20 protein-coding genes and 1 riboswitch are annotated in these 22,557 nt (G+C 46.8%); of the genes, 14 read left to right on the top strand and 6 right to left on the bottom strand.

Annotation, left to right across the window (positions count from 1 at the left end):
* Positions 1–124 precede the first annotated feature (124 nt).
* From ccoG to AACQ17_RS02695, 4 genes are all read left to right on the top strand, one after another.
* Complete coding sequence (gene ccoG, locus AACQ17_RS02710) at positions 125–1,543, top strand: cytochrome c oxidase accessory protein CcoG (protein WP_017046352.1); 1,419 nt, start codon at positions 125–127, stop codon at positions 1,541–1,543.
* A 46-nt stretch (positions 1,544–1,589) separates the two neighbouring features.
* Entirely contained in the window at positions 1,590–2,576 is a 987-nt protein-coding gene (locus tag AACQ17_RS02705; RefSeq protein ID WP_026028515.1) for a serine/threonine protein kinase, read from the top strand.
* A gap of 30 nt (positions 2,577–2,606) precedes the next feature.
* Entirely contained in the window at positions 2,607–3,206 is a 600-nt protein-coding gene (locus AACQ17_RS02700; protein ID WP_026028316.1) for a thiol:disulfide interchange protein DsbA/DsbL, read from the top strand.
* A gap of 232 nt (positions 3,207–3,438) precedes the next feature.
* The gene (locus AACQ17_RS02695) at positions 3,439–4,398 is read left to right on the top strand and encodes a DUF2860 domain-containing protein (protein WP_094146998.1); all 960 of its coding nucleotides are present in this window, start codon (positions 3,439–3,441) and stop codon (positions 4,396–4,398) included.
* A 5-nt stretch (positions 4,399–4,403) separates the two neighbouring features.
* Here AACQ17_RS02695 and AACQ17_RS02690 read toward each other — a convergent pair whose 3' ends face one another.
* Positions 4,404–5,927 carry a YifB family Mg chelatase-like AAA ATPase gene (locus AACQ17_RS02690; protein ID WP_094146999.1) on the bottom strand — a complete coding sequence of 508 codons (1,524 nt, stop codon included), beginning with the start codon at positions 5,925–5,927 and terminating at the stop codon, positions 4,404–4,406.
* 477 nt (positions 5,928–6,404) lie between these two features.
* Here AACQ17_RS02690 and ilvG point away from each other — a divergent pair, with 477 nt between their 5' ends.
* The 6 genes from ilvG to acuI all read left to right on the top strand — a co-directional run bounded on the left by ilvG (position 6,405) and on the right by acuI (position 13,814).
* Positions 6,405–8,051, top strand: a complete 1,647-nt coding sequence (gene ilvG, locus AACQ17_RS02685) for an acetolactate synthase 2 catalytic subunit (RefSeq protein WP_017044151.1) — start codon at positions 6,405–6,407, stop codon at positions 8,049–8,051.
* Positions 8,051–8,335 (top strand): acetolactate synthase 2 small subunit, encoded by a 285-nt coding sequence (ilvM, locus tag AACQ17_RS02680; protein WP_010319930.1) that lies wholly within the window; start codon positions 8,051–8,053, stop codon positions 8,333–8,335. The genes ilvG and ilvM overlap by 1 nt, the downstream gene beginning before the upstream one ends.
* A gap of 12 nt (positions 8,336–8,347) precedes the next feature.
* On the top strand, positions 8,348–9,286 hold the full coding sequence (gene ilvE / locus AACQ17_RS02675) for a branched-chain-amino-acid transaminase (RefSeq protein WP_010319931.1): 939 nt from the start codon (positions 8,348–8,350) through the stop codon (positions 9,284–9,286).
* A 16-nt stretch (positions 9,287–9,302) separates the two neighbouring features.
* Positions 9,303–11,144, top strand: coding sequence for a dihydroxy-acid dehydratase (ilvD, locus tag AACQ17_RS02670; RefSeq protein ID WP_017046358.1), 1,842 nt, complete (start codon positions 9,303–9,305; stop codon positions 11,142–11,144).
* Positions 11,145–11,147: 3 nt separating this feature from the next.
* Positions 11,148–12,686: a threonine ammonia-lyase, biosynthetic gene (gene ilvA, locus AACQ17_RS02665; RefSeq protein WP_094147000.1), complete on the top strand. Its 1,539-nt coding sequence runs from the start codon at positions 11,148–11,150 to the stop codon at positions 12,684–12,686.
* 147 nt (positions 12,687–12,833) lie between these two features.
* A complete protein-coding gene (gene acuI, locus AACQ17_RS02660) occupies positions 12,834–13,814 on the top strand; it encodes an acrylyl-CoA reductase (NADPH) (RefSeq protein ID WP_017047824.1) in 981 nt (326 codons plus the stop codon).
* A 46-nt stretch (positions 13,815–13,860) separates the two neighbouring features.
* On the opposite strand, the gene AACQ17_RS02655 is transcribed toward acuI, so the two are convergent.
* The gene (locus tag AACQ17_RS02655) at positions 13,861–14,805 is read right to left on the bottom strand and encodes a LysR family transcriptional regulator (protein WP_013855564.1); all 945 of its coding nucleotides are present in this window, start codon (positions 14,803–14,805) and stop codon (positions 13,861–13,863) included.
* 156 nt (positions 14,806–14,961) lie between these two features.
* Positions 14,962–15,147: a hypothetical protein gene (locus AACQ17_RS02650; protein WP_010319936.1), complete on the bottom strand. Its 186-nt coding sequence runs from the start codon at positions 15,145–15,147 to the stop codon at positions 14,962–14,964.
* Between the two features lie 133 nt (positions 15,148–15,280).
* Here AACQ17_RS02650 and tusA point away from each other — a divergent pair, with 133 nt between their 5' ends.
* Positions 15,281–15,529: a sulfurtransferase TusA gene (gene tusA, locus AACQ17_RS02645; protein ID WP_020977692.1), complete on the top strand. Its 249-nt coding sequence runs from the start codon at positions 15,281–15,283 to the stop codon at positions 15,527–15,529.
* A gap of 99 nt (positions 15,530–15,628) precedes the next feature.
* Here the strand turns inward: tusA and AACQ17_RS02640 are convergent, their stop codons facing one another.
* The gene (locus AACQ17_RS02640) at positions 15,629–15,889 is read right to left on the bottom strand and encodes a hypothetical protein (RefSeq protein WP_010319938.1); all 261 of its coding nucleotides are present in this window, start codon (positions 15,887–15,889) and stop codon (positions 15,629–15,631) included.
* A gap of 153 nt (positions 15,890–16,042) precedes the next feature.
* Positions 16,043–16,597, bottom strand: a complete 555-nt coding sequence (locus tag AACQ17_RS02635; RefSeq protein ID WP_017046363.1) for a TMEM165/GDT1 family protein — start codon at positions 16,595–16,597, stop codon at positions 16,043–16,045.
* Positions 16,598–16,685: 88 nt separating this feature from the next.
* Positions 16,686–16,799: riboswitch (yybP-ykoY riboswitch) on the bottom strand.
* Positions 16,800–17,010: 211 nt separating this feature from the next.
* On the opposite strand from AACQ17_RS02635, the gene glyQ reads away from it, so the two are divergent.
* The 3 genes from glyQ (at position 17,011) to AACQ17_RS02620 (ending at position 21,472) form a co-directional block, all read left to right on the top strand.
* Positions 17,011–17,928, top strand: coding sequence for a glycine--tRNA ligase subunit alpha (gene glyQ, locus AACQ17_RS02630; RefSeq protein WP_013855568.1), 918 nt, complete (start codon positions 17,011–17,013; stop codon positions 17,926–17,928).
* A gap of 1 nt (position 17,929) precedes the next feature.
* A complete protein-coding gene (gene glyS / locus AACQ17_RS02625) occupies positions 17,930–20,011 on the top strand; it encodes a glycine--tRNA ligase subunit beta (RefSeq protein WP_094147001.1) in 2,082 nt (693 codons plus the stop codon).
* Positions 20,012–20,224: 213 nt separating this feature from the next.
* The gene (locus AACQ17_RS02620) at positions 20,225–21,472 is read left to right on the top strand and encodes a valine--pyruvate transaminase (protein ID WP_010319942.1); all 1,248 of its coding nucleotides are present in this window, start codon (positions 20,225–20,227) and stop codon (positions 21,470–21,472) included.
* 68 nt (positions 21,473–21,540) lie between these two features.
* Here the strand turns inward: AACQ17_RS02620 and AACQ17_RS02615 are convergent, their stop codons facing one another.
* On the bottom strand, positions 21,541–21,978 hold the full coding sequence (locus tag AACQ17_RS02615) for an Hsp20 family protein (protein ID WP_010319943.1): 438 nt from the start codon (positions 21,976–21,978) through the stop codon (positions 21,541–21,543).
* Positions 21,979–22,557: the final 579 nt, after the last annotated feature.

Genomic DNA, 22,557 nt, shown 5'->3' with positions numbered 1-22,557 from the left:
TTAATAAATAAAGATTGAACAATGATAATTTCTCATCTTGGTATTGTACCCAAAGAGAAAACAGCAATGTCGCAGAGTGTGAACTAAAAGAAATCACACCTTACAGCCCAACAAGGATCATTTCATGAGTCAGGACAAAATCGATATAAAGGATGTGACTCCTAAAATATTCAACCCCAAAACTCACAAAGGCAACGGTGACCGTTTTAACCCCAGCAACCGTATTTATGTGCGCGAAAGTAAAGGTACTTATCAACAACTCCGCCGCTATGGTGGCTGGTTTTTACTGCTGCTTTTTACTTTAGTACCGTGGATCTCTTACGGTGATCGCCAAGCGATTTTGCTCGACATCGGCCACCAGCAATTTAACTTTTTCGGCACCACACTTTACCCACAAGACCTAACTCTACTTGCCCTGCTGTTTATGATTGCGGCATTCGGCCTGTTTTTTATTACCACTTTTCTTGGCCGTGTCTGGTGTGGCTATCTGTGCCCGCAAACTGTGTGGACATTTATCTACATTTGGTTTGAAGAAAAACTCGAAGGCGCCGCCAATAAACGCCGCAAGCAGGACTCAGGAAAACTCACCGCTAATCTTGCTATAAGAAAAGCCATCAAACACATTGCTTGGCTGGCGATTGCACTCGGTACTGGTTTTACTTTTGTCGGCTATTTCGTCCCGGTACGCGAACTCGTGGTGAACTTTTTCACACTCGATGAAAGTTTCTGGCCCGTCTTCTGGGTACTCTTTTTCACCCTTTGTACTTACGGAAATGCAGGCTGGATGCGTTCGATCGTCTGCATCCATATGTGTCCTTATGCTCGCTTTCAGTCTGCGATGTTTGACAAAGATACCTTTATTGTTGGCTATGACAGCAAACGCGGTGAAACTCGTGGGCCACGCGCTCGTAAAGCCGATCACAAAGCACTCGGTTTAGGTGACTGCATTGATTGTGATTTGTGCGTACAAGTGTGTCCGACTGGCATCGATATTCGTGATGGCTTGCAGTACGAATGCATTAACTGCGGCGCTTGTATTGATGCGTGCGATACCACAATGGAACGTATGGGCTATGAAAAAGGGCTCATCAGCTATACCACGGAGCACCGCCTCTCCGGCCACCACACCAAAATACTCAGGCCTAAATTACTCGGTTATGGCACGGTACTGCTGGTGATGTTTGGCTTATTCATCGCTCAAGTAGCCAGTGTTGATCCGGTCGGCTTAAGTGTATTGCGTGATAGAAACCAGCTATTTAAAACCAACAGCAATGGTGAAATTGAGAACACTTACACCTTGAAAGTCATCAACAAAACTCAGCAAACGCAAGAGTATAAGCTTGACGTGAAAGGGCTATCGGACGTCTCTTGGTATGGTAAACAAACCATTCAAGTCAAACCAGGAGAGGTCTTGAACCTACCAACCAGCCTTGGCGTCGCTCCTGACAAACTCAGCTCTCCTATAGCGACGATTCAGTTTATACTCACGGACAGTAACCAATTCACGATAGAAGTTGAGAGCCGGTTTATTAATAAACTCTAACTTCGTAACGAATGGAAAAGGGCTCAGTAATGGGCCCTTTTTAATCATGACCAAAGCTTCTTTCCATTTTGATGCACTCACCCCTGATACCATGTGGTATGCCTTAGAAAGCATCGGCATTCGTGCTGAATCAGGATTTCTGGCACTCAACAGTTACGAAAACCGCGTTTATCAATTCATCGATGAAGAACGCCAACGCTATGTGGTGAAATTCTATCGACCTCAGCGCTGGAGTGTTGAGCAAATTCAAGAGGAGCACGATTTCACACGCGAGCTGTACGCGGCAGAAATTCCGATTGCTGAGCCATTACTCATCAACGGTGCAACCTTACATCACTATCAGGGCTATCATTTCGCGCTATTTAACAGTGTGGGTGGGCGGCAGTTTGAAGTGGACAATATGGACCAATTAGAAGGCGTGGGCCGGTTTCTTGGACGCATTCATCACATCAGTGCCACTCGTACATTTGTTCATCGCCCGACCATCAGCTTAGATGAGTATCTTTATCAACCCAAACAGCTATTGGAAAATGCGTCCTTTATACCTCAGCACTTGCAAAATACCTTTTTCAGTGACTTATCGTTATTGATCAACAAAATTGAACAGCAATGGCCAGCAAAATCCGCGGCCATCCGCTTGCATGGTGATTGCCATCCAGGCAATATTTTGTGGCGAGATGGGCCCATGTTTGTCGATTTAGACGATGCTCGCAATGGACCAGCAGTACAGGATTTGTGGATGCTACTCAATGGCGAATTGCAAGATAAGCGAATGCAGTTGGACATTATCTTAGAGTCGTATCAAGAGTTTCACGATTTTAATCCAGCCGAATTGAAACTAATTGAACCGTTACGCGGTCTACGAATGGTGCATTACATGGCATGGTTGGCCAAACGATGGCAAGACCCTGCTTTTCCACTCGCCTTCCCTTGGTTTAATGACCCTAAATATTGGGAAAGCCAAGTGCTTGCGTTTAAAGAACAAATAGCAGCATTAGACGAGCCCACGCTCTCACTAATGCCACAATGGTAAGTCACCTTGAAGCAATAAATGGAGTACACAATGAAGAAGCTTTTTGCACTGGTTGCAACCTTACTGCTGAGCTTATCGGCTCATGCAGCCCAATTTAAAGAAGGTGAGCATTACAAAGTGCTTGATCTTGAACCCTCTAAAAATCCAACCGTGACGGAGTTTTTCTCCTTTTACTGCCCACACTGCAATACCTTTGAGCCGATCATCGCCCAACTGAAAAAGCAGCTCCCACAAGGGGTTACTCTGCAGAAAAACCATGTTTCTTTTATGGGTGGCTCTATGGGTAAATCAATGAGTAAAGCTTACGCCACCATGCTTGCCCTCAAAGTTGAAGACAAAATGGTGCCCGTGATGTTTAACCGCATCCACACGATGCGTAAACCACCAAGAGATGATGCTGATCTACGTCAAATCTTCCTAGACGAAGGTATTGATGCAGCAAAATTTGATGCCGCCTTTAATGGTTTTGCCGTCGATTCAATGGTGCGCCGCTTTGACAAACAGTTCCAAGAAAGCGGCCTTTCAGGTGTGCCTGCTGTCGTGGTTAACAATCATTATTTGGTGCAGGGACAAGGTGTTAAATCGACCAATGAATACTTCGAACTGGTCAATTACCTACTGACCAAGTAATCATTCAAAAATGAGGAGCAACGGCTCCTCATTTTTACTTAATCAAGTTCAACCTTGCAGCGCTTTCTCATACAACCAATATTGAAACACAAGCCATCGCAGCACAAAACTGTGTATGCCTAAGACAAGGCTCACCCTTCATTCATAAAACGGTCAGATTAGTTTTATCGTGTCGTCATCCAAGTTTATTCATATACTTAACCACTATTGAATCAAAGTATGGAAACTCCTAATGAATAAATACCTGTCCATGACGCTTGTTAGCGCTCTGGCTTTTCATGTATCTGCCGAACTGGCTCCAGAAACAGGTTTAAGTGGTGAGATTGCCATTAATACTATTTTTGCATCTTCCCAATCATCATTTGATACGGGTGGAGATGAGCGTATTACATCACTCGAAACAAAGAGTAGCCGGCAGTCAAACTTTGCCGTTGGGCCTTTGGGTAACCTTGCTTACACCTTCGGGGACAAACGTCAACAACAGGTTTATCTAGGCACCTCACGTGATGATATTGCCGTCGGCACTTTAGCGCTTCAGCTGGGGTATCAATATGAGATGGAGACAGGTACCGTGGTTGATGTGGCTTTTTTGCCGACCGTGATGTCTGGAAAAACCTGGGCTAACCCTTACCAACTAAACAGTCAGCGCCAAGAAACCGATGAGTCAGGAAATGCCTACCGATTAACATTCAATAGTATTCAAGGCAGCCCATGGACTATCGATGTCGCTTACGCGACCAAAGAGATCGACAACGATCAGTTTCCAAGCCCTGAACTGGCTCGTGATGGTAAAAGTTACTACCTAAAAGGGCAGTACCGTTACTCTCTGAGCCCAACCAGTTTGTTACAGCCCTCCATCACTTATATCAACCACCAAGCGGATGGCGACGCCAATACTTATCACTCTTACGCCGCCGATCTCTCCTACTTCACCTTCATCAATCGCCACAAACTGGCACTGACCGCTGGTTATACCAAGCGCGACTATCAAGGTGGAAACTCACTGTTTAATCACACTGTGCGTAATGACGATGAGCTGAGCCTATTCTTCGCGTACGAATACAGCCAATTTATGGATTGGGATGATTGGTCATTAATCGCTTTAGCCGGTTATAACCAATCGAGCTCAAACCTCTCGTTTTACGACGAATCGTCTCTCTTTACAGCGCTAGGGTTAAATTACCAATTTTAAGTTCATTACACCGCTTGTGCGGTCAGTTGTTTCAACAAGCGGTCCATCGCTCGATAGCCGAGCGCTTCCGCTAGATGGGGCTTAGCAATCTGCTCGGCCCCTTCTAAATCAGCAATCGTACGCGCCACTTTGATAATGCGATGATACGCGCGGATGGAGAGCCCTAGGCGGTGCAGTGCATTTTCCAAAAATTCGGCGTCAGCCTTAGTTAAAGGGCAATACTGTTCAATTTCTCGGCTCCCCAACAAAGCATTGACCTTGCCATTACGAATCACCATCCGTTCACGAGCAATCAGCACTCTTTCTTTAACCACAGCCGTTGCTTCACCTCTTTCGCCGCCATTCGCCAACATCCCTTTGGGAAGCGAGGGGATTTCTATCGACATGTCAAAGCGATCAAGCAGTGGCCCCGATAAGCGTCCCAAATAGCGCAAAATACTCTGCGGGTTGGCTCTGGCTTGCGTGCCTTCGTAATAGCCGGTTGGGCTGGGGTTCAACGCCCCCACTAATTGAAAGCGAGCTGGAAAACGCGTTTTACCTTGCGCTCTTGAAATAATAATTTCACCTGACTCTAATGGTTCACGCAGTGAGTCGAGCACTTTTCGTTCAAATTCCGGCATTTCATCAAGAAACAATAACCCATTGTGTGCCAAAGAAATTTCCCCCGGCCTCGGAATAGAACCGCCACCGACCAGTGCCGCCATTGAACTGGAATGATGAGGCGAGCGAAATGGCCTTTGCTTCCAGTTGTGCTGGTTGATGTCTTGTGGAGTCAGAGAAGCAACCGAAGCAGTTTCCATCGCTTCATCTTCATTCATTTCTGGTAATAAATCACACAACCGAGAGGCAAGCATGGTTTTACCCGTTCCGGGTGGACCGAGAAAAAGCAGGTTATGGTTGCCCGCAGCTGCGATTTCTAACGCTCGCTTTCCTTGCTGTTGACCAATGATATCTTGCAGATCGCGAGTATTTTTCGCTCGGCATGGTTTAGGTTCGGTTTGAAAAAGAGAGAGGATTTGCTGGCCACACAAATCAGCACACACCTCAAGCAGTGTTTGCGCCGATTTATGCTGATCCTTTGCCACTAACGCGGCTTGATCACCATTACCATGAGGCACCACCAAACAGCGCTTGGCTCGATTCGCAGCTAAAGCGGCGGGTAATACACCTTTAACAGGACGCAACTCACCAGATAAGGCTAATTCACCAATAAACTCATACCCATCTAACTTCGTTAGCGCTATCTGCTGTGAGGCCGCCAAAATACCCAACGCGATCGGTAAATCAAATCGACCACCCTCTTTGGGGAGATCCGCAGGGGCTAGATTGACCGTAATACGCTTGGCGGGAAACTCAAAACGGGAATTAATGATAGCGCTGCGCACGCGATCACGAGACTCTTTGACCGTCGTTTCTGGCAAGCCGACCAACGTAAAACCGGGCATACCATTGCTAATATGTACTTCAACTGTCACTGTCGGTGCTTGCACGCCAACACTGGCTCGGCTGTGAATAATTGCGAGTCCCATTTCATTCCTTTGTGGTTGTTTAAAAAGTGTTCGTTGTGTTTCTGCGCCCTTATTTGCACACGAGAGATTGTTATATAGCTTGTTGTGATGCTGAAAGAATGTGAAAAAAGAATGAGTTTTTGCTTGTCATTTAACGGAATTGTGTGTTACCACTAGAGACGCAAACAATTTCGTAAGATATTACGCCAACTATTTTAAGAATTAAGTGATGAATTTGAACGCTCACATTAACCTACTGCTAAGCCTGATTATCGTGGTCATTATTGATTCCGCGCGGGGGCTAGTGGGCGCAAAATAACCACCAGATTCAAAAGACCCCCGCACTGAAAAGTCCGGGGGTTTTTTTACAACTATTAAACTAAAAAGTTCATACTGGTTGGCGATTATCCAACCCGATATGACAGGAAGAATGGGAGCGCACATGAAGTGCAAACACAACATGGTTTACTGTGCCATACACAGTTTGGGAGGGTTACGATGACAGGAGCACAACTGGTTGTAGCCGCATTAAAGCAGCAGGGAATCAAAACCGTTTTTGGTTATCCCGGCGGCGCTATCATGCCAATCTATGATGCATTATACGATGGCGGTGTAGAACACATCCTCTGTCGCCACGAACAAGGTGCAGCCATGGCGGCGATTGGCATGGCGCGCTCGACACAAGATGTCGCGGTGTGCATGGCCACCTCAGGACCCGGAGCGACCAATTTGGTCACCGGTCTTGCCGATGCATTTCTTGACTCAATCCCCCTTGTCGCCATCACCGGCCAAGTCGCAAGCTCGCACATTGGTACCGATGCTTTTCAAGAGATGGACGTGATTGGTATGTCACTCTCTTGCACCAAACACAGCTACCTCGTTACCGATATCCACGATCTCGCACCCACCCTTGCCGAAGCCTTTGAGGTAGCGAAAGCGGGTCGTCCCGGCCCGGTGATTGTGGATATCGCTAAAGATGTACAACTGGCAAAAACCCCCGTGACTGAGCTACCTGCATTCACTGCGCCAGCCATGCCAGTTGCCAGCCAAGAGCAGCTTCACGCAGCGCAACAACTGCTTTCACAAAGCTCTCGTCCTGTATTGTATGTTGGCGGTGGCGTTCAACTGGCCAAAGCGACCGATTCCGTACGCGAGTTTTTACGCCTCAATCCGATGCCATCAGTAAGCACCTTAAAAGGCTTGGGCACGATTGAGCGCCATGACCCGCATTACCTTGGCATGCTTGGTATGCACGGGACTAAGGCGGCAAACTTGGTCGTTCAAGAGTGTGATTTGCTGATTGTGGTTGGAGCGCGCTTTGATGACCGAGTAACGGGAAAGCTGGATACTTTTGCACCACACGCCAAAGTGATTCATATCGATATCGATGCGGCCGAGTTTAATAAACTCCGTATCGCCAATGCGTCACTACGTGGTGACATCAATCTCATTCTTCCACAACTGGAACTGACGCGTGATATCGCACCGTGGGTTCACCACAGTGAAAGTTTGCGCAGTGGCTTTAAGTGGCGCTATGACCACCCGGGCGATCTCATTTTTGCACCATTGTTACTCAAACAACTGTCCGACATGATGCCCGATTCAGCCATCGTCTCAACCGACGTTGGCCAACATCAAATGTGGGCCGCGCAGCACATTCAGCCGCGTGCTCCACAGAACTTCATCACCTCAGCTGGCCTTGGAACTATGGGCTTTGGGTTGCCCGCCTCAATGGGCGCTGCCGTTGCTCGCCCAGATGATCAATCCATTCTCATTTCTGGGGATGGCTCGTTCATGATGAATGTTCAAGAACTTGGTACGCTCAAGCGCCGCCAAATCCCGGTCAAGATGGTACTACTGAACAACCACCGTTTGGGTATGGTGCGCCAATGGCAATCGCTGTTCTTTGATGGCCGCCATAGTGAAACGATTTTGGATGACAACCCAGATTTCGTGATGCTAGCTAAGGCGTTCGATATTCCTGGCAAAACCATCACCAAAAAAGAAGAAGTTGAACCAGCACTTAAAGAAATGCTGGCCAGCAAAACAGCTTATCTGCTTCACGTTTTGATTGATGAAGAAGAAAACGTATGGCCGCTTGTACCACCGGGCGCCTCAAATAGTGATATGTTGGAGAACACCTAATGGATAGATACCTATTAGACATCAAAGCCGATGATAAACCGGTGCTATTAGAGCGTGTTCTGCGCGTGATTCGCCATCGTGGGTTTGTGATAAAACAAGTGGCCGCAACGCAAAACCACGCCAGCAAAGTCGCCAGTGTTGAAATCATTGTTGATAGTGATCGCCCCATCAGCACACTGATCAATCAAATTGAAAAATTATGGGATATTCGCAGTGTCGATGTCACCCCAATAAAAAATAACGAACTACCGAATAACAATTTACAACAAAAGATTTGTGCATAAGGAAGGCAATAAATGGCAACAAAAACTGCAGATTACATTTGGTTCAACGGTGAAATGGTTCCGTGGGCAAATGCAAACGTTCATGTACTGACACACGCAATGCACTACGGCACCTCGGTGTTTGAAGGTGTGCGTTGTTATAACACTCCTAAAGGTCCAATCGTCTTCCGTCATAAAGAGCACGCTCAACGCCTGAAAGATTCAGCAAAAATTTACCGTTTCCCTATCCCCTATACGATAGAAGAGATCATGGAAGCGACACGTGAAACATTGCGCGTCAATAAACTGGATTCAGCCTACATTCGTCCACTTGGCTTTGTTGGCAACGTTGGCCTTGGCGTTTGCCCACCAGTGAATACTGAAATGGAGTTAATCATTGCCGCCTTCCCTTGGGGTGCTTACTTAGGTGATGAAGCGCTAGAAAATGGTGTGGATGCGATGGTTTCTAGCTGGCATCGCGCTGCGCCAAACACCATTCCAACCGCAGCCAAAGCGGGTGGTAACTATTTATCGTCTCTGCTTGTCGGTGGTGAAGCTCGTCGTCATGGCTATGCCGAAGGTATCGCTTTAAGCGTGGATGGTTATTTATCTGAAGGTGCAGGCGAAAATATTTTCGTCATCAAAAACGGTGTGCTGCTCACGCCACCAACCACCAGCTCCATCTTGCCGGGCATCACGCGTGATTCGATCATGACGCTGGCTAAAGAAATGGGCTACGAAGTGCGTGAAGTGAACATTGCGCGTGAAGCTCTCTATCTTGCTGACGAAATTTTTATGACTGGCACCGCCGCCGAAATCGTCCCTGTACGGAGCGTAGACCAAATTACGGTTGGAGAGGGCAAACGTGGGCCAATCACGAAAGTGATGCAAGAAGCTTACTTCGGCCTATTTAACGGCACCACTGAAGACAAGTGGGGCTGGTTGGATTACGTGTACCCACAACCGAAGTAATAGAGGACGATAGACAATGCCAAAGTATAGATCCGCAACGACGACACACGGACGTAATATGGCTGGAGCGCGCGCATTATGGCGCGCCACTGGCGTCAAAGATGAAGATTTCGGTAAACCGATTATTGCGGTGGTTAACTCGTTCACTCAATTCGTACCGGGCCACGTGCACCTCAAAGATATGGGGCAATTGGTTGCGGGTGAAATCGAAAAAGCCGGCGGCATCGCCAAAGAATTTAATACCATCGCGGTAGATGATGGTATCGCCATGGGGCATGGCGGCATGCTGTACTCACTGCCATCACGCGAGTTGATCGCAGACTCTGTCGAGTACATGGTTAATGCGCACTGCGCTGATGCGATGGTCTGCATTTCCAACTGCGACAAAATCACCCCTGGGATGATGATGGCGGCACTGCGCATTAATATTCCCGTCATCTTTGTTTCTGGCGGGCCAATGGAAGCGGGTAAAACCAAGCTTTCTGATCAAATCATCAAACTCGATTTAGTCGATGCGATGATCCAAGGCGCTGACCCTAAAGTCTCCGACGCACAAAGTGAACAAATTGAACGCTCGGCCTGCCCAACCTGTGGTTCTTGTTCTGGCATGTTTACCGCCAACTCAATGAACTGTCTCACCGAAGCATTGGGACTTTCTCAACCAGGTAATGGTTCGATGTTGGCCACGCATGCCGATCGTGAAGCGCTCTTCATCAACGCAGGTAAACGCATTGTTGAATTAACCAAGCGTTACTACGAGCAAGATGATGCATCCGCCTTACCGCGTAATATTGCCAACAAAGCCGCATTCGAAAATGCGATGGCGCTCGATATTGCCATGGGCGGCTCAACCAACACGGTATTGCACCTATTAGCAGGCGCTCAAGAAGGTGAAATCGATTTTGACATGGGTGATATCGACCGCATGTCACGCCGCGTACCTCATCTGTGTAAAGTCGCGCCATCGACTCAAAAATATCACATGGAAGATGTACACCGCGCGGGTGGCGTGATGGCGATTCTTGGTGAATTGGATCGCGCCGGTCTCATCAACAATCAAACTCGCACCGTGTTGGGTTTATCGATGAAAGAGCAATTGGCTCAATACGACATCATGCAAACGCAAGATGAAGACGTCTTAACCTTTTTCCGTGCCGGTCCTGCGGGTATTCGTACCACTAAAGCCTTCTCGCAACAATGCCGATGGGATCGCCTCGATGACGATCGCAAAGAAGGCTGTATTCGTACCAAAGAGCATGCTTTTAGCCAAGATGGTGGCCTAGCCGTCCTATCAGGCAACATTGCCGTTGACGGCTGTATTGTAAAAACAGCAGGGGTTGATGAAGGTAGCCTGAAATTTGCAGGCCCAGCCGTGGTCTTTGAAAGCCAAGAAAGTGCCGTTGAAGGCATTTTAGGCGGTAAAGTGAAGGCTGGTGATGTTGTCGTCATCCGCTATGAAGGCCCGAAAGGCGGCCCGGGTATGCAAGAAATGCTTTACCCAACCACGTACCTCAAATCAATGGGGCTAGGCAAAGAGTGCGCGCTACTGACTGACGGTCGTTTCTCTGGGGGCACTTCCGGTTTATCAATTGGTCACGTTTCTCCAGAAGCTGCGAACGGCGGAACGATAGGTTTGGTTAATTCTGGGGATATTATCGCCATCGATATTCCAAACCGCTCCATTACGCTCAACGTTTCAGAAGCTGAACTGGCTGAGCGCCGCGTAAAACAAGACCAGCTCGGTTGGAAACCTGTCAATCGCCAGCGTGAAGTCTCTTTGGCATTGAAAGCCTACGCAAGTATGGCCACCAGCGCTGATAAAGGGGCTGTTCGAGACAAATCTAAGCTCGAGGGCTAGCGGATGAGCGACTCAGGTAACGCAACTCAAACTGGCGCAGATTATCTGCGCCAGATCCTGCGCGCCCCCGTGTATGACGTCGCAACGGTGACGCCACTGCAGGATATGCCTCGCTTATCGGCACGCATCAAAAATCGCGTTCAGCTCAAGCGTGAAGATCGCCAGCCTGTGCACTCTTTTAAATTACGCGGCGCTTATAATATGGTGTCGAGTTTATCTGAGGTGCAAAAACAAGCTGGGGTGATTGCCGCGTCAGCAGGCAACCACGCGCAGGGAATGGCTCTATCGGGAACAAAATTAGGCATTAAAACCACCATTGTGATGCCTAAAACTACCCCTGATATCAAAGTCGAAGCGGTGCGCGGTTTTGGCGGTTTGGTGATTTTGCATGGCAACAACTTTGATGAAGCCAAAGCCGAAGCGGAACGCTTGGCTCACGAGCAAGGTTATACGTTTGTCCCACCGTTCGATCACCCACTGGTCATTGCAGGGCAAGGCACGATTGGCATGGAAATGCTGCAACAAAATGGCCACCTTGATTACATTTTTGTACCCGTCGGCGGTGGCGGTTTAGCCGCTGGGGTCGCGGTGCTCATCAAACAGCTGATGCCAGAAATCAAAGTCATTGCGGTTGAACCTGAAGATTCTGCTTGTTTAAAAGCAGCACTCGAGGCAGGTAAACCCGTGGTGCTTGACCAAGTCAGCATGTTTGCCGACGGTGTCGCGGTAAAACGTATTGGTGATGAAACCTTCCGTTTGTGTCAGCAATACATTGATGGCCACATCACGGTATCAAGCGATGAAATCTGCTCGGCGGTTAAAGATATCTTCGAAGACACGCGTGCGATTGCCGAACCTTCTGGAGCGCTTGCTCTGGCTGGTCTGAAGAAATTCGCGGAAAAACATAAGCTGGTGGATAAACAGTTAGGCACCGTACTTTCAGGGGCTAACACCAATTTCCACGGCTTGCGTTACGTGTCGGAGCGATGTGAGCTAGGCGAAAAACGTGAAGGGCTTTTGGCGGTGACCATACCTGAACGTCAAGGCGCGTTTTTTGAGTTTTGCAATATCATTGGCGGCCGTGCGGTCACCGAGTTCAACTATCGCTATAACGATGACAAGCTGGCCAACATTTTCGTCGGTGTACGCCTGTTAAGTGGGCAAGAAGAGCTCGACAACATCATTCACGATTTACGCCAAGGTGGCTACCCTGTGGTGGATCTATCGGATGATGAAATGGCCAAACTGCATGTCCGTTATATGATTGGAGGCAAACCCTCTAAGCCGCTAAAAGAACGATTATACAGCTTCGAATTTCCGGAATATCCGGGCGCTCTGCTGAAATTTCTCAGCACGCTTGGCACACACTGGAACATTAGCTTGTTTAATTACCGCAATCATGGCGCCGATTATGGCCGCGTATTGTGTGGTTTTGAACTCGAAGAGAGCGATTTAAACCGCTTCTCCGCTCACCTTAGAGAATTGGGTTACCGATGCAAAGATGAGACGGACAATCCTTCATACCAGTTCTTCTTATCCTAAAGCTCAATGCCAGTCCCACGACTGGCATTTTTTATGAGTGATGCATAATACGCATAGAACCAATGCTAAAGTTTCATTTTAGTCATAGTTAATTCAGTACTACACTTAGCGACATCTTATGCTTGCTGTGCCAATCTGGAGATCCGAATGTTTAAAGCGTTAATCCTTAATCAACAAGAAAAAAACACAGTTGCCACCATTGAACAAATCGACGAATCACAATTACCGCAAGGTGAAGTTTTAGTCGCGGTCGATTACTCATCATTGAATTACAAAGATGGTTTAGCCATTACAGGTAAAGGCAAAATCATTCGCAATTTCCCTATGGTACCGGGCATTGATCTTGCGGGAACCGTACTTGAATCCCAAGATACTCGCTACCAAACCGGTGATAAAGTTGTACTAACCGGTTGGGGAGTGGGTGAAAACCATTGGGGTGGTATGGCGCAAAAAGCACGCTTGAAAGCCGATTGGTTAGTACCACTCGCGCACGGCCTTGATAGCAAAAAAGCGATGATGATTGGCACTGCTGGCTTTACTGCCATGCTTTGCGTGCAAGCCATTTTAGATGCGGGTATTCAACCGGAAAAGGGTGAAATATTGGTGACGGGTGCCAGTGGCGGCGTGGGTTCAGTTGCTGTAACACTATTAGCTAAGCTAGGTTATACAGTTGCTGCGGTAACTGGTCGTGTTGAACAAAATGGTCCACTGCTAGAAAAACTAGGAGCAAGCCGCGTTATTGATCGCAGCGAATTTGAAGAGCCAGCTCGTCCGCTGGAAAAACAGATTTGGGCTGGCGCGGTCGATACAGTAGGCAGCAAAATGTTAGCCAAAGTGTTAGCCCAAATGGACTACAACAGCACGGTTGCCGCATGTGGTTTAGCGGGTGGTTTTGATTTGCCCACCACCGTCATGCCGTTCATTTTGCGCAATGTACGCCTGCAAGGTGTCGACTCCGTCTCTTGCCCGCTAGAAAAACGCATGGCAGCATGGGAAAGCTTAGCGAAACTGCTACCTGCAAGCTACTTTGAGCAAGCGTGTGAGGAAATCACCCTCGAACAAACAGCGCAGTACGCTGAAACGATCACCAATGGTCAAGTGACTGGTCGCGTGGTGATTAAGCTTTAAAACATTCGTTCATCAAGCTTTGGTCTTACTCAAAGCTTGATGATTTTTATCCCTCTAACTGCATCTCTTCAATACGCTTAGCAATCAACCGGCTGCACTCTTGTTTGACGATCTGCCTTAACCATTCTTGGGCAGGAGAATGCTCACATCGCGAGTGCCAAATCATAGAGTAGTCAAACGGCGTAAACTGAAACGGTAACGGCTTCACCACCAATGCGTAACGTTCTGCCACTAAATAGGCCAGATCCGCAGGCACCGTAATAATCAATGGCATGGTATCAACAATCGCTAGCGCAGCTTCTAAATGATAGGCTCTGAGCACCATTTTCCGTTTAGGCTGCCCACTTAATGCTTGTTCAATTAAGGCATTAACACCATCACTGATCGCAATCATCGCATGAGGGTATGTCAGGTAATCCGCTAAAGAGATCTGCCGATTCGCCAACGGATGGTGTTGGGAGAGCAAACAAAGCACACCGACTCGCCCAAGCACCTCACTCATCAATGGTGCTACTGGCGACGTTGGGCGACAAATCGCTAAATCAGCTCCTTCATAAGTCAGTTGATCGGCCAACCTATCATGCTGCAAAGGTAAAAACTCAAACGACACGTTTGGTGCCTCTTGATATATCCTTGGTAAAGCAAACGGTAAGATGGTCTGCATTGCGTAATCTGTCGTGGCAATGGTGAAGGTTTGTTCACATTGCTGGGGGTCAAATTCAACAGGTGAAAGGATTTGACGTAGAGACTCCAATGGCTCGCCTAATGCGCGATTAAGCTCCAGCGCTTTTTCAGTCGGAATGAGATGCTGACCTTGGCGCGTAAAAAGAGGATCATTGAGCAGATCACGTAACCGACCTAATACACGGCTCATGGCTGACTGGCTAAGATTTAAACGCTGGGCCGCTTTACTGACACTGCTCTCTTCTATCAACACTCTCAGTGCAATCAATAAATTCAGATCGCGACGATAGATATCTTCCAACTCCATGCAATAACCCCACTTTTGTCATTGGTAAATAGGCTCAGTGTACGCGTTAGGCAAAAAAAATCCCGCCTTTCAGCGGGGAAGCCCAAGAAAATGGGGATAGTGTCGGAATGTGTTACGTGTCGTATTAGTGCAATGCGTTGATCAATATGTGATGGATTAGTGATTCTGCTCTTCTGAGATGCCTTTCCAAAGATGCATCTCAAGCCAGATCCCAACCAGTGACGCACTGACACCAAAAAGTGGCATCCACGACGTTTCTGCAGGCGTTCGCATCACTAAGGCACAAAATGAGATAAAGCAGAGAACCGAATAAATGGTTAACCTATCAAGCGCTGTTAACATAAGTGCCTCACCAGATTGTTATCAACTTGTTAAGCAAGTTAAAACAAAAAGATCACTTTGCCAAGTGGTTATTGAATATTTTTTCCTCGCCAGTATTATCTACGCCTTGCGATAACATCGATTAGGTTTGAATATGACATTTGATCCGGCACTTGCCACACAAATACTCGAAGCCGAAGGATTGCGCTGTCCCGAGCCTGTAATGATGGTCAGAAAAACCATTCGAACCATGCAAGATGGCGAAATTTTACTAGTGAAAGCCGATGACCCGTCAACCACTCGAGACATTCCCAGTTTTTGCCGCTTTATGGATCATCAGTTAATTGCGGAGAAAGTGGACACATTGCCCTATCTCTATTTGATTAAGAAAGGATTGAGTTAAGCCTCGATCTAAGTGATGCGCACGCAAAAGAAAAGGCGACCTCAAAAAGGCCGCCTTTTGCTATTAATTCATTGATTCATTGATTCATTGCGCTGCACACTACTCATTAAACTCGATGGTGCGGATCTCTGATTGCAGTTTTGTGATCTGCTTTTGCAGGGTTCGAATTTCATCGTGCATCGGGATAATGTGCGCGACTCGGATCCAAGATTCCACCATCAAGCCACACAATATGATTGCGCCGGCCACCATGGGTAGCCACATTTCCGTCAACGCCATACCCAACAACGTCAGCACAAAACCGAACGTAAACAAGTAACTTTGGCTCTTGGCGGTCATTCCCATATAACGTGTCAGCATATGCATTCCCTCTTAGACTTGCATCATCTAGCACTACAGTAACATGACCAGTATGGCATAAATTTGTCACTCATCACGCAACCGTAGACGTTGGGCGACAAGTTGAGTAATAAATTGTGTCACGCTCACGCCCAATCATCTAATCGATTGGAATTACCAAATCGCCGCGCCGATCGCTAATATCAAAAAGAGTACCGCCGTGATTTTACGAATAAGTCCTAGCGGCATTTTATCGGCGGATAATTTACCAATCAGCACCACAGGTACGTTAGCCAGCAACATACCAATTGTCGTTCCGAGCACCACCCACAGTAGAGCATCCGCATATTGCGCACCAAGAATAGACGTTGCTATTTGGGTTTTATCGCCAATTTCAGCGACAAAAAAGGCGATGAAGCTAGCGACAAAAGGACCTCGATTGGTAATTTTTTCATCGCCGTCGAGTTTGTCTGGAATTAATACCCAACCCGCCATGGCAAGGAAGCTGGCGACCAACACCCATTTAAGGATTTCTGGTGACAGGTAATCGGCAACGACCACGCCCAGCCAAGCAGCGAGTGCATGGTTAACCATCGTTGCGACAAAAATGGCGGCAATAATAGGCAAAGGTTTACGATAACGACTGGCTAGCAGCAGAGAAAGCAGTTGGGTTTTATCGCCAATTTCAGCTAAGGCGACGGTAGTAATTGAAATAGCTAATACGCTCACGACAGGCTCAATGGGGCGGGATAATATAATAACCATAGACAAACGCCACTCCCCACCCCGGTTTGTGATGTTTGTCTAAGGTCTTGCTAAGCTAAAATGACTTTAGCCTCGAACGCCACGGTGATTTGGCACCAATTATGTTGACGAACGAACCATTAAGATAAGAAATCTCACTGGTAAGCTACTCCCCAAAGACGGCGCAATTCTAATCAGGCCGAGTGAAAATCTCAAGTTAGAAATAAGTCAAAATCGTTCATGTGCAGGAATTTGGCACAATCGATGCGATAAATTCGACCAAAACGGATTTTCGACCATTAATTAAGCAAGATTACCCCTACTCGCTGAGCGAATATCTGGGTATACTTGTTCGTTATTTTCATCCATTCAGACAGAAGAATCGCGCGAACCTGACTATGCAAAAATACGATATCAAAACCTTTCAGGGTATGATCCTCGCGCTGCAGGATTATTGGGCCCAACAAGGCTGTACCATTGTTCAACCATTAGACATGGAAGTTGGTGCAGGAACCTCTCACCCAATGACATGCCTGCGAGCTTTAGGCCCAGAGCCCATTGCAACGGCGTATGTTCAACCCTCTCGTCGTCCAACGGACGGTCGTTATGGTGAAAACCCAAACCGCCTGCAACACTATTACCAATTCCAAGTCATCATCAAACCTTCACCAGACAACATTCAAGAGTTGTATTTAGGGTCTTTAGAGGTGCTCGGTGTTGACCCACTAGTACACGATATTCGTTTCGTGGAAGATAACTGGGAAAACCCAACCTTAGGTGCTTGGGGTCTTGGCTGGGAAGTGTGGCTAAACGGCATGGAAGTAACTCAATTTACTTACTTCCAACAAGTCGGTGGCCTTGAGTGCAAGCCTGTCACCGGCGAAATCACTTACGGTATTGAACGTCTTGCCATGTATATTCAAGGCGTGGATTCAGTGTATGACTTAGTCTGGACAGATGGCCCATTAGGTAAAGTCACCTATGGTGACATTTACCATCAAAATGAAGTCGAACAATCCACTTACAACTTCGAACACGCGGATGTCGATTTTCTTTTCACTTTCTTCGACCAGTGCGAAAAAGAGTGTAAGCATCTACTTGAACTAGAAAAACCGCTGCCACTTCCTGCCTATGAGCGTATTTTGAAAGCGGGCCATGCCTTTAACCTATTGGACGCGCGTAAAGCGATTTCGGTGACAGAACGTCAACGTTACATCCTACGCATCCGTAACCTGACCAAAGCGGTTGCAGAAGCGTACTACGCATCTCGTGAAGCACTCGGCTTCCCTATGTGTAAAAAGGGTGAGGACAAATAAGATGGCAAAAGAATTTCTAATTGAATTAGGCACAGAAGAGCTACCACCAAAACAACTTCGCACTTTGGCTGAAGCGTTTGCGGCTAACTTTGCCGCAGAATTGAAAACCGCTGAACTGGCACACGAAGGCATCAAATGGTTTGCAACCCCTCGCCGTTTAGCACTGAAAGTGACCAACTTGGCCCAAGGTCAAGCGGATAAAGTGGTCGAAAAACGTGGCCCCGCTATTTCTGTTGCTTTTGATGCCGATGGCAATCCAACCAAAGCAGCACAAGGCTGGGCGCGTGGTAACTGCATTACTGTTGAGCAAGCGGATCGCCTAACAACAGAACAAGGTGAATGGCTACTGTTCAAACAGGAAGTCAAAGGCCAAGATGCCAAAGCTATTGTGGTTGAACTTGCCGCCAAAGCGTTAGCAAACTTGCCTATCGCCAAACCCATGCGCTGGGGTGATAAAGAAACACAATTTATCCGCCCAGTAAAAACTCTGACTATTTTGATGGGTGATGAACTGATCGAAGGTGAGATCTTAGGCGTAGCTTCTGCGCGCACCATTCGTGGCCACCGCTTTATGGGCGAAAAAGAGTTCACCATCGATTCAGCAGAACAATACCCAGCGATTTTAGAACAGCGCGGTAAAGTGATCGCCGATTACGATGCGCGTAAAGCGATAATTATTGCGGATGCACAAAAAGCAGCGCTACAGGTTGGCGGTGTTGCCGATCTTGACGATGACTTGGTTGAAGAAGTGACCTCACTGGTTGAATGGCCAGTGGTGCTTACGGCTAAATTTGAAGAAAAATTCCTTAAAGTACCGTCAGAAGCTTTGGTTTACACCATGAAAGGTGACCAAAAATACTTCCCGGTTTATTCTCATCAGATGAGCGACGCGAATAAGCAATTGCTGCCTAACTTTATTTTCGTCTCTAACATCGAGTCGAAAGAGCCTCGCCATGTTATCGAAGGCAACGAGAAAGTCGTTCGTCCACGCTTAGCGGACGCGGAATTCTTCTTTAATACCGATCTCAAAAGCAAATTAGTCGATCGTCTACCACGACTAGAAACCGCGATTTTCCAGCAGCAGTTGGGTACGATTAAAGATAAAACTGACCGTATTACTGAACTGGCTGGTTACATTGCAGAGCAGATTGGCGCGAATGTAGAAAAATCAAAACGTGCGGGCTTACTGGCTAAATGCGATTTGATGACCTCCATGGTGTTTGAATTTACCGACACGCAAGGCGTGATGGGTATGCATTATGCTCGCCATGACGGAGAAGCAGAAGAAGTCGCCGTTGCACTAAACGAACAGTACATGCCACGCTTTGCTGGCGATGCTCTGCCAACCAATGGCGTTTCCGCCGCTGTGGCAATCGCAGACAAGCTAGACACCATAGTCGGCATCTTCGGTATTGGCCAAGCACCAAAAGGCTCGGATCCCTTTGCTCTGCGTCGCGCATCACTGGGTGTACTGCGCATCATCGTTGAATACGGCTATAACTTGGACTTAGTTGACCTCGTAGCAAAAGCGAAATCGCTGTTTGGTGATCGCCTTACCAACGACAACGTTGAGCACGATGTAATTGAGTTTATGCTTGGCCGTTTCCGTGCTTGGTATCAAGATGAAGGTTTTAGCGTCGACATCATCCAAGCGGTACTTGCTCGTCGTCCAACCAAACCCGCTGATTTTGACAAACGTGTTAAAGCAGTTTCCCACTTCCGTGAACTGGAAGCGGCTGAAGCCCTAGCGGCGGCAAACAAGCGTGTCGGTAACATTTTAGCGAAATTTGACGGTGAACTGGCTGCAGAAATCAACCTAACACTTCTTCAAGAAGCAGCCGAAAAAGCCTTAGCGGAAGAAGTGGAAGTGATGACCGAAGCACTAGAACCTGCTTTCGCTACCGGTGATTACCAACAAGCATTGAGCAAGCTGGCAGCACTACGTGAACCTGTTGATGCTTTCTTTGATAATGTCATGGTGATGGCAGACGATGAAGCATTAAAACAAAACCGTTTAACGCTGCTCAACAACTTGCGTAATCTGTTCCTACAAATTGCTGATATTTCACTGCTGCAAAAGTAGTCGCTGATATTTCGGCACACAAATTAATCTATCAAAGCCCAGCGGCCATCCGCTGGGCTTTTTGTTTTATCTGACCGAAGTGTGTTATTTGGCGAAAAATAGTGCTTTGACTCGCAAAAACATTGGGGTATGTTCAAGGATTACTCGATGGGCATGGCATCGTTTCATGCCCCTTTATGCAAGCAAATACAAGAATGAATTAGGCAGTCAGCAATGCAGTTTTCGAAATTTGGTGAAAAATTTAATCAGTATTCCGGTATTACCCAGTTAATGGACGATCTCAATGATGGCCTGCGCACTCCCGGAGCCATTATGCTCGGCGGTGGTAACCCAGCCGCCATTCCCGCCATGATTGACTACTTTCATCAAACCAGTGCTGACATGCTTAGCAGTGGTGAACTGATCGCTGCCCTCGCCAACTATGATGGCCCACAAGGTAAAGATCTGTTCGTTAAATCTCTCGCAAAACTGCTCAAAGAAACCTATGGCTGGGAAATCAGTGAAAAGAACATTAGCTTAACCAATGGCAGCCAGAGTGGATTTTTCTATCTATTTAATCTATTTGCTGGCCAGCAAGCTGATGGTTCACATAAGAAAATTTTACTGCCATTAGCGCCTGAATATATTGGTTATGGTGATGCCGGGATAGATGAAGATATTTTTGTCTCCTATCGCCCAGAAATAGAACTACTCGACAATGGCTTATTCAAATACCACGTGGATTTCGAAACCTTGAGCGTGGATTCGTCGGTAGCCGCCATTTGTGCTTCCCGTCCAACCAATCCGACGGGAAATGTGCTCACAGAACAAGAGATCCACAAGCTCGATAAGCTGGCTAGAGAGAACAATATCCCACTGATTATCGACAATGCATACGGCGTTCCATTTCCCAACATCATTTTTGAAGAGATTGAACCCTTTTGGAATGACAACACCATTTTATGCATGAGCCTTTCGAAACTGGGTTTACCCGGTGTGCGCTGCGGTATCGTCATTGCCAACGAAACCATTACCCAAGCATTAACCAACATGAATGGCATCATTAGTTTAGCGCCAGGCAGCATCGGCCCAGCCATTGCTCATCACATGATTGAAAAAGGCGATCTATTAAGGCTCAGTCGCGATGTGATCAAGCCCTTCTACCAGCAGAAATCACAAAGAGCAGTCGAGTTACTCAAGCAAGCCATTAGCGACCCGCGCTTTCGTATCCATAAACCAGAAGGGGCGATCTTTTTATGGCTCTGGTTTGATGAGCTCCCTATAACCACCATGGAACTTTACCAACGTCTAAAAGCCAGAGGAGTATTGATTGTACCGGGTGAATATTTCTTTATTGGTCAACAAGACGATTGGCAACACGCGCATCAGTGTCTGCGCATGAACTACGTGCAAGATGATGAAGCCATGCAAAAGGGCATTCAAATTATTGCTCAAGAAGTGGCATTAGCGTATCAACAGTAATTCATCCTTTCTGCCATGAAAAAGAGCGCCAAAAGGCGCTCTTTCACTACTTTAATGTGGCCAGTAACTTAATTGTTCTCAATTAAGTTTTTACCATTAATCGCAATTTTACGTGGTTGCATCGCTTCAGGTGTTTCACGTTCAAGATCCACGTGTAGCAAGCCATTTTCCATTGTGGCTCCGAGTACTTTGACATAGTCGGCCAATTGGAATTTACGTTCAAAATCGCGCTCAGCAATACCTTGGTAGACGTAGTTTTTATTCTCTTCGGGTTTACGTTCGCCACGCACAATCAGCGTATTTTCTTGTTGAGTAATCTCAATCTGCTCTTCAGAAAAACCAGCTACCGCCATCGTGATGCGATATTTATTGTCGTCTTGCTGTTCAATATTGTACGGAGGGTAACCCGCAGAGCTATTCTTCGCTGAACTGGATTCCATCATGTTTAATAGACGGTCAAAACCAATTGCGTTGCGGTATAAAGGAGTGAAATCTACTGTTCTCATCATACTATCCTCATCATAAGCAATAGCCTTAACGCATAGGCGCTAAGCCGTTAGCAGCCATTCTTTCAACATGGAGCTAACAACACATTTAATAATCACAACACAAGGCTCCTCTTAAGAGAGCAAACCTGTGTCGCCATTCCAGAGGTCCTTACGGCATCCTCTTCATTGATAGATATAGGGGCACTAAAATTCTTTTCAAGGATTTTTTGAAAAATTTTTTAGTTCCCGCTAAAGCGAACAGAAACTAGAAAGAGGACATCAAATCAAACTGATACTCCGTAGAGTTACAAAGCCTTCATTAGCAGGATATAGAGTCAATACAGAGACATAAAAAAGCCTAACGATATCATTAGGCTTTATTTTGCACTTTAACCGATGAAAACTTATTTTATTTTCCGCGTTTTTTCCTTTCTTTAATTACACTGCTTTCTTCCATTTTTTCTTGCTTTAATTTCCGCTTTTCTTTTAGGCTAAGTTGCGCTTTTTTCATATCTTTCTTACTCATAGTAATCTCCTTATTTTAACGAAGAAATTTAATTTACACACGTTAGTGACTTTTCAGGAAGAATATTAACC

The organism is Vibrio sp. V10_P2A27P122, from assembly GCF_963874335.1.
Lineage (GTDB): Bacteria > Pseudomonadota > Gammaproteobacteria > Enterobacterales > Vibrionaceae > Vibrio > Vibrio anguillarum.
Note: the sequence above shows the minus strand (reverse complement) of the source record. Positions and strands in the feature narration are given on the sequence as shown.

What these genes read in the sequence shown, in the direction of transcription:
- AACQ17_RS02690 (WP_094146999.1), bottom strand. Translation starts at nt 5,927, where the DNA reads ATGGGACTCGCAATTATTCACAGCCGAGCCAGTGTTGGCGTGCAAGCA.
- AACQ17_RS02705 (WP_026028515.1), top strand. Translation starts at nt 1,590, where the DNA reads ATGACCAAAGCTTCTTTCCATTTTGATGCACTCACCCCTGATACCATG.
- AACQ17_RS02695 (WP_094146998.1), top strand. Translation starts at nt 3,439, where the DNA reads ATGAATAAATACCTGTCCATGACGCTTGTTAGCGCTCTGGCTTTTCAT.
- ccoG (WP_017046352.1), top strand. Translation starts at nt 125, where the DNA reads ATGAGTCAGGACAAAATCGATATAAAGGATGTGACTCCTAAAATATTC.
- AACQ17_RS02655 (WP_013855564.1), bottom strand. Translation starts at nt 14,805, where the DNA reads ATGGAGTTGGAAGATATCTATCGTCGCGATCTGAATTTATTGATTGCA.
- glyS (WP_094147001.1), top strand. Translation starts at nt 17,930, where the DNA reads ATGGCAAAAGAATTTCTAATTGAATTAGGCACAGAAGAGCTACCACCA.
- ilvD (WP_017046358.1), top strand. Translation starts at nt 9,303, where the DNA reads ATGCCAAAGTATAGATCCGCAACGACGACACACGGACGTAATATGGCT.
- AACQ17_RS02615 (WP_010319943.1), bottom strand. Translation starts at nt 21,978, where the DNA reads ATGAGAACAGTAGATTTCACTCCTTTATACCGCAACGCAATTGGTTTT.
- ilvG (WP_017044151.1), top strand. Translation starts at nt 6,405, where the DNA reads ATGACAGGAGCACAACTGGTTGTAGCCGCATTAAAGCAGCAGGGAATC.
- AACQ17_RS02650 (WP_010319936.1), bottom strand. Translation starts at nt 15,147, where the DNA reads ATGTTAACAGCGCTTGATAGGTTAACCATTTATTCGGTTCTCTGCTTT.
- ilvE (WP_010319931.1), top strand. Translation starts at nt 8,348, where the DNA reads ATGGCAACAAAAACTGCAGATTACATTTGGTTCAACGGTGAAATGGTT.
- acuI (WP_017047824.1), top strand. Translation starts at nt 12,834, where the DNA reads ATGTTTAAAGCGTTAATCCTTAATCAACAAGAAAAAAACACAGTTGCC.
- glyQ (WP_013855568.1), top strand. Translation starts at nt 17,011, where the DNA reads ATGCAAAAATACGATATCAAAACCTTTCAGGGTATGATCCTCGCGCTG.
- ilvA (WP_094147000.1), top strand. Translation starts at nt 11,148, where the DNA reads ATGAGCGACTCAGGTAACGCAACTCAAACTGGCGCAGATTATCTGCGC.
- ilvM (WP_010319930.1), top strand. Translation starts at nt 8,051, where the DNA reads ATGGATAGATACCTATTAGACATCAAAGCCGATGATAAACCGGTGCTA.
- AACQ17_RS02640 (WP_010319938.1), bottom strand. Translation starts at nt 15,889, where the DNA reads ATGCTGACACGTTATATGGGAATGACCGCCAAGAGCCAAAGTTACTTG.
- AACQ17_RS02620 (WP_010319942.1), top strand. Translation starts at nt 20,225, where the DNA reads ATGCAGTTTTCGAAATTTGGTGAAAAATTTAATCAGTATTCCGGTATT.
- tusA (WP_020977692.1), top strand. Translation starts at nt 15,281, where the DNA reads ATGACATTTGATCCGGCACTTGCCACACAAATACTCGAAGCCGAAGGA.
- AACQ17_RS02700 (WP_026028316.1), top strand. Translation starts at nt 2,607, where the DNA reads ATGAAGAAGCTTTTTGCACTGGTTGCAACCTTACTGCTGAGCTTATCG.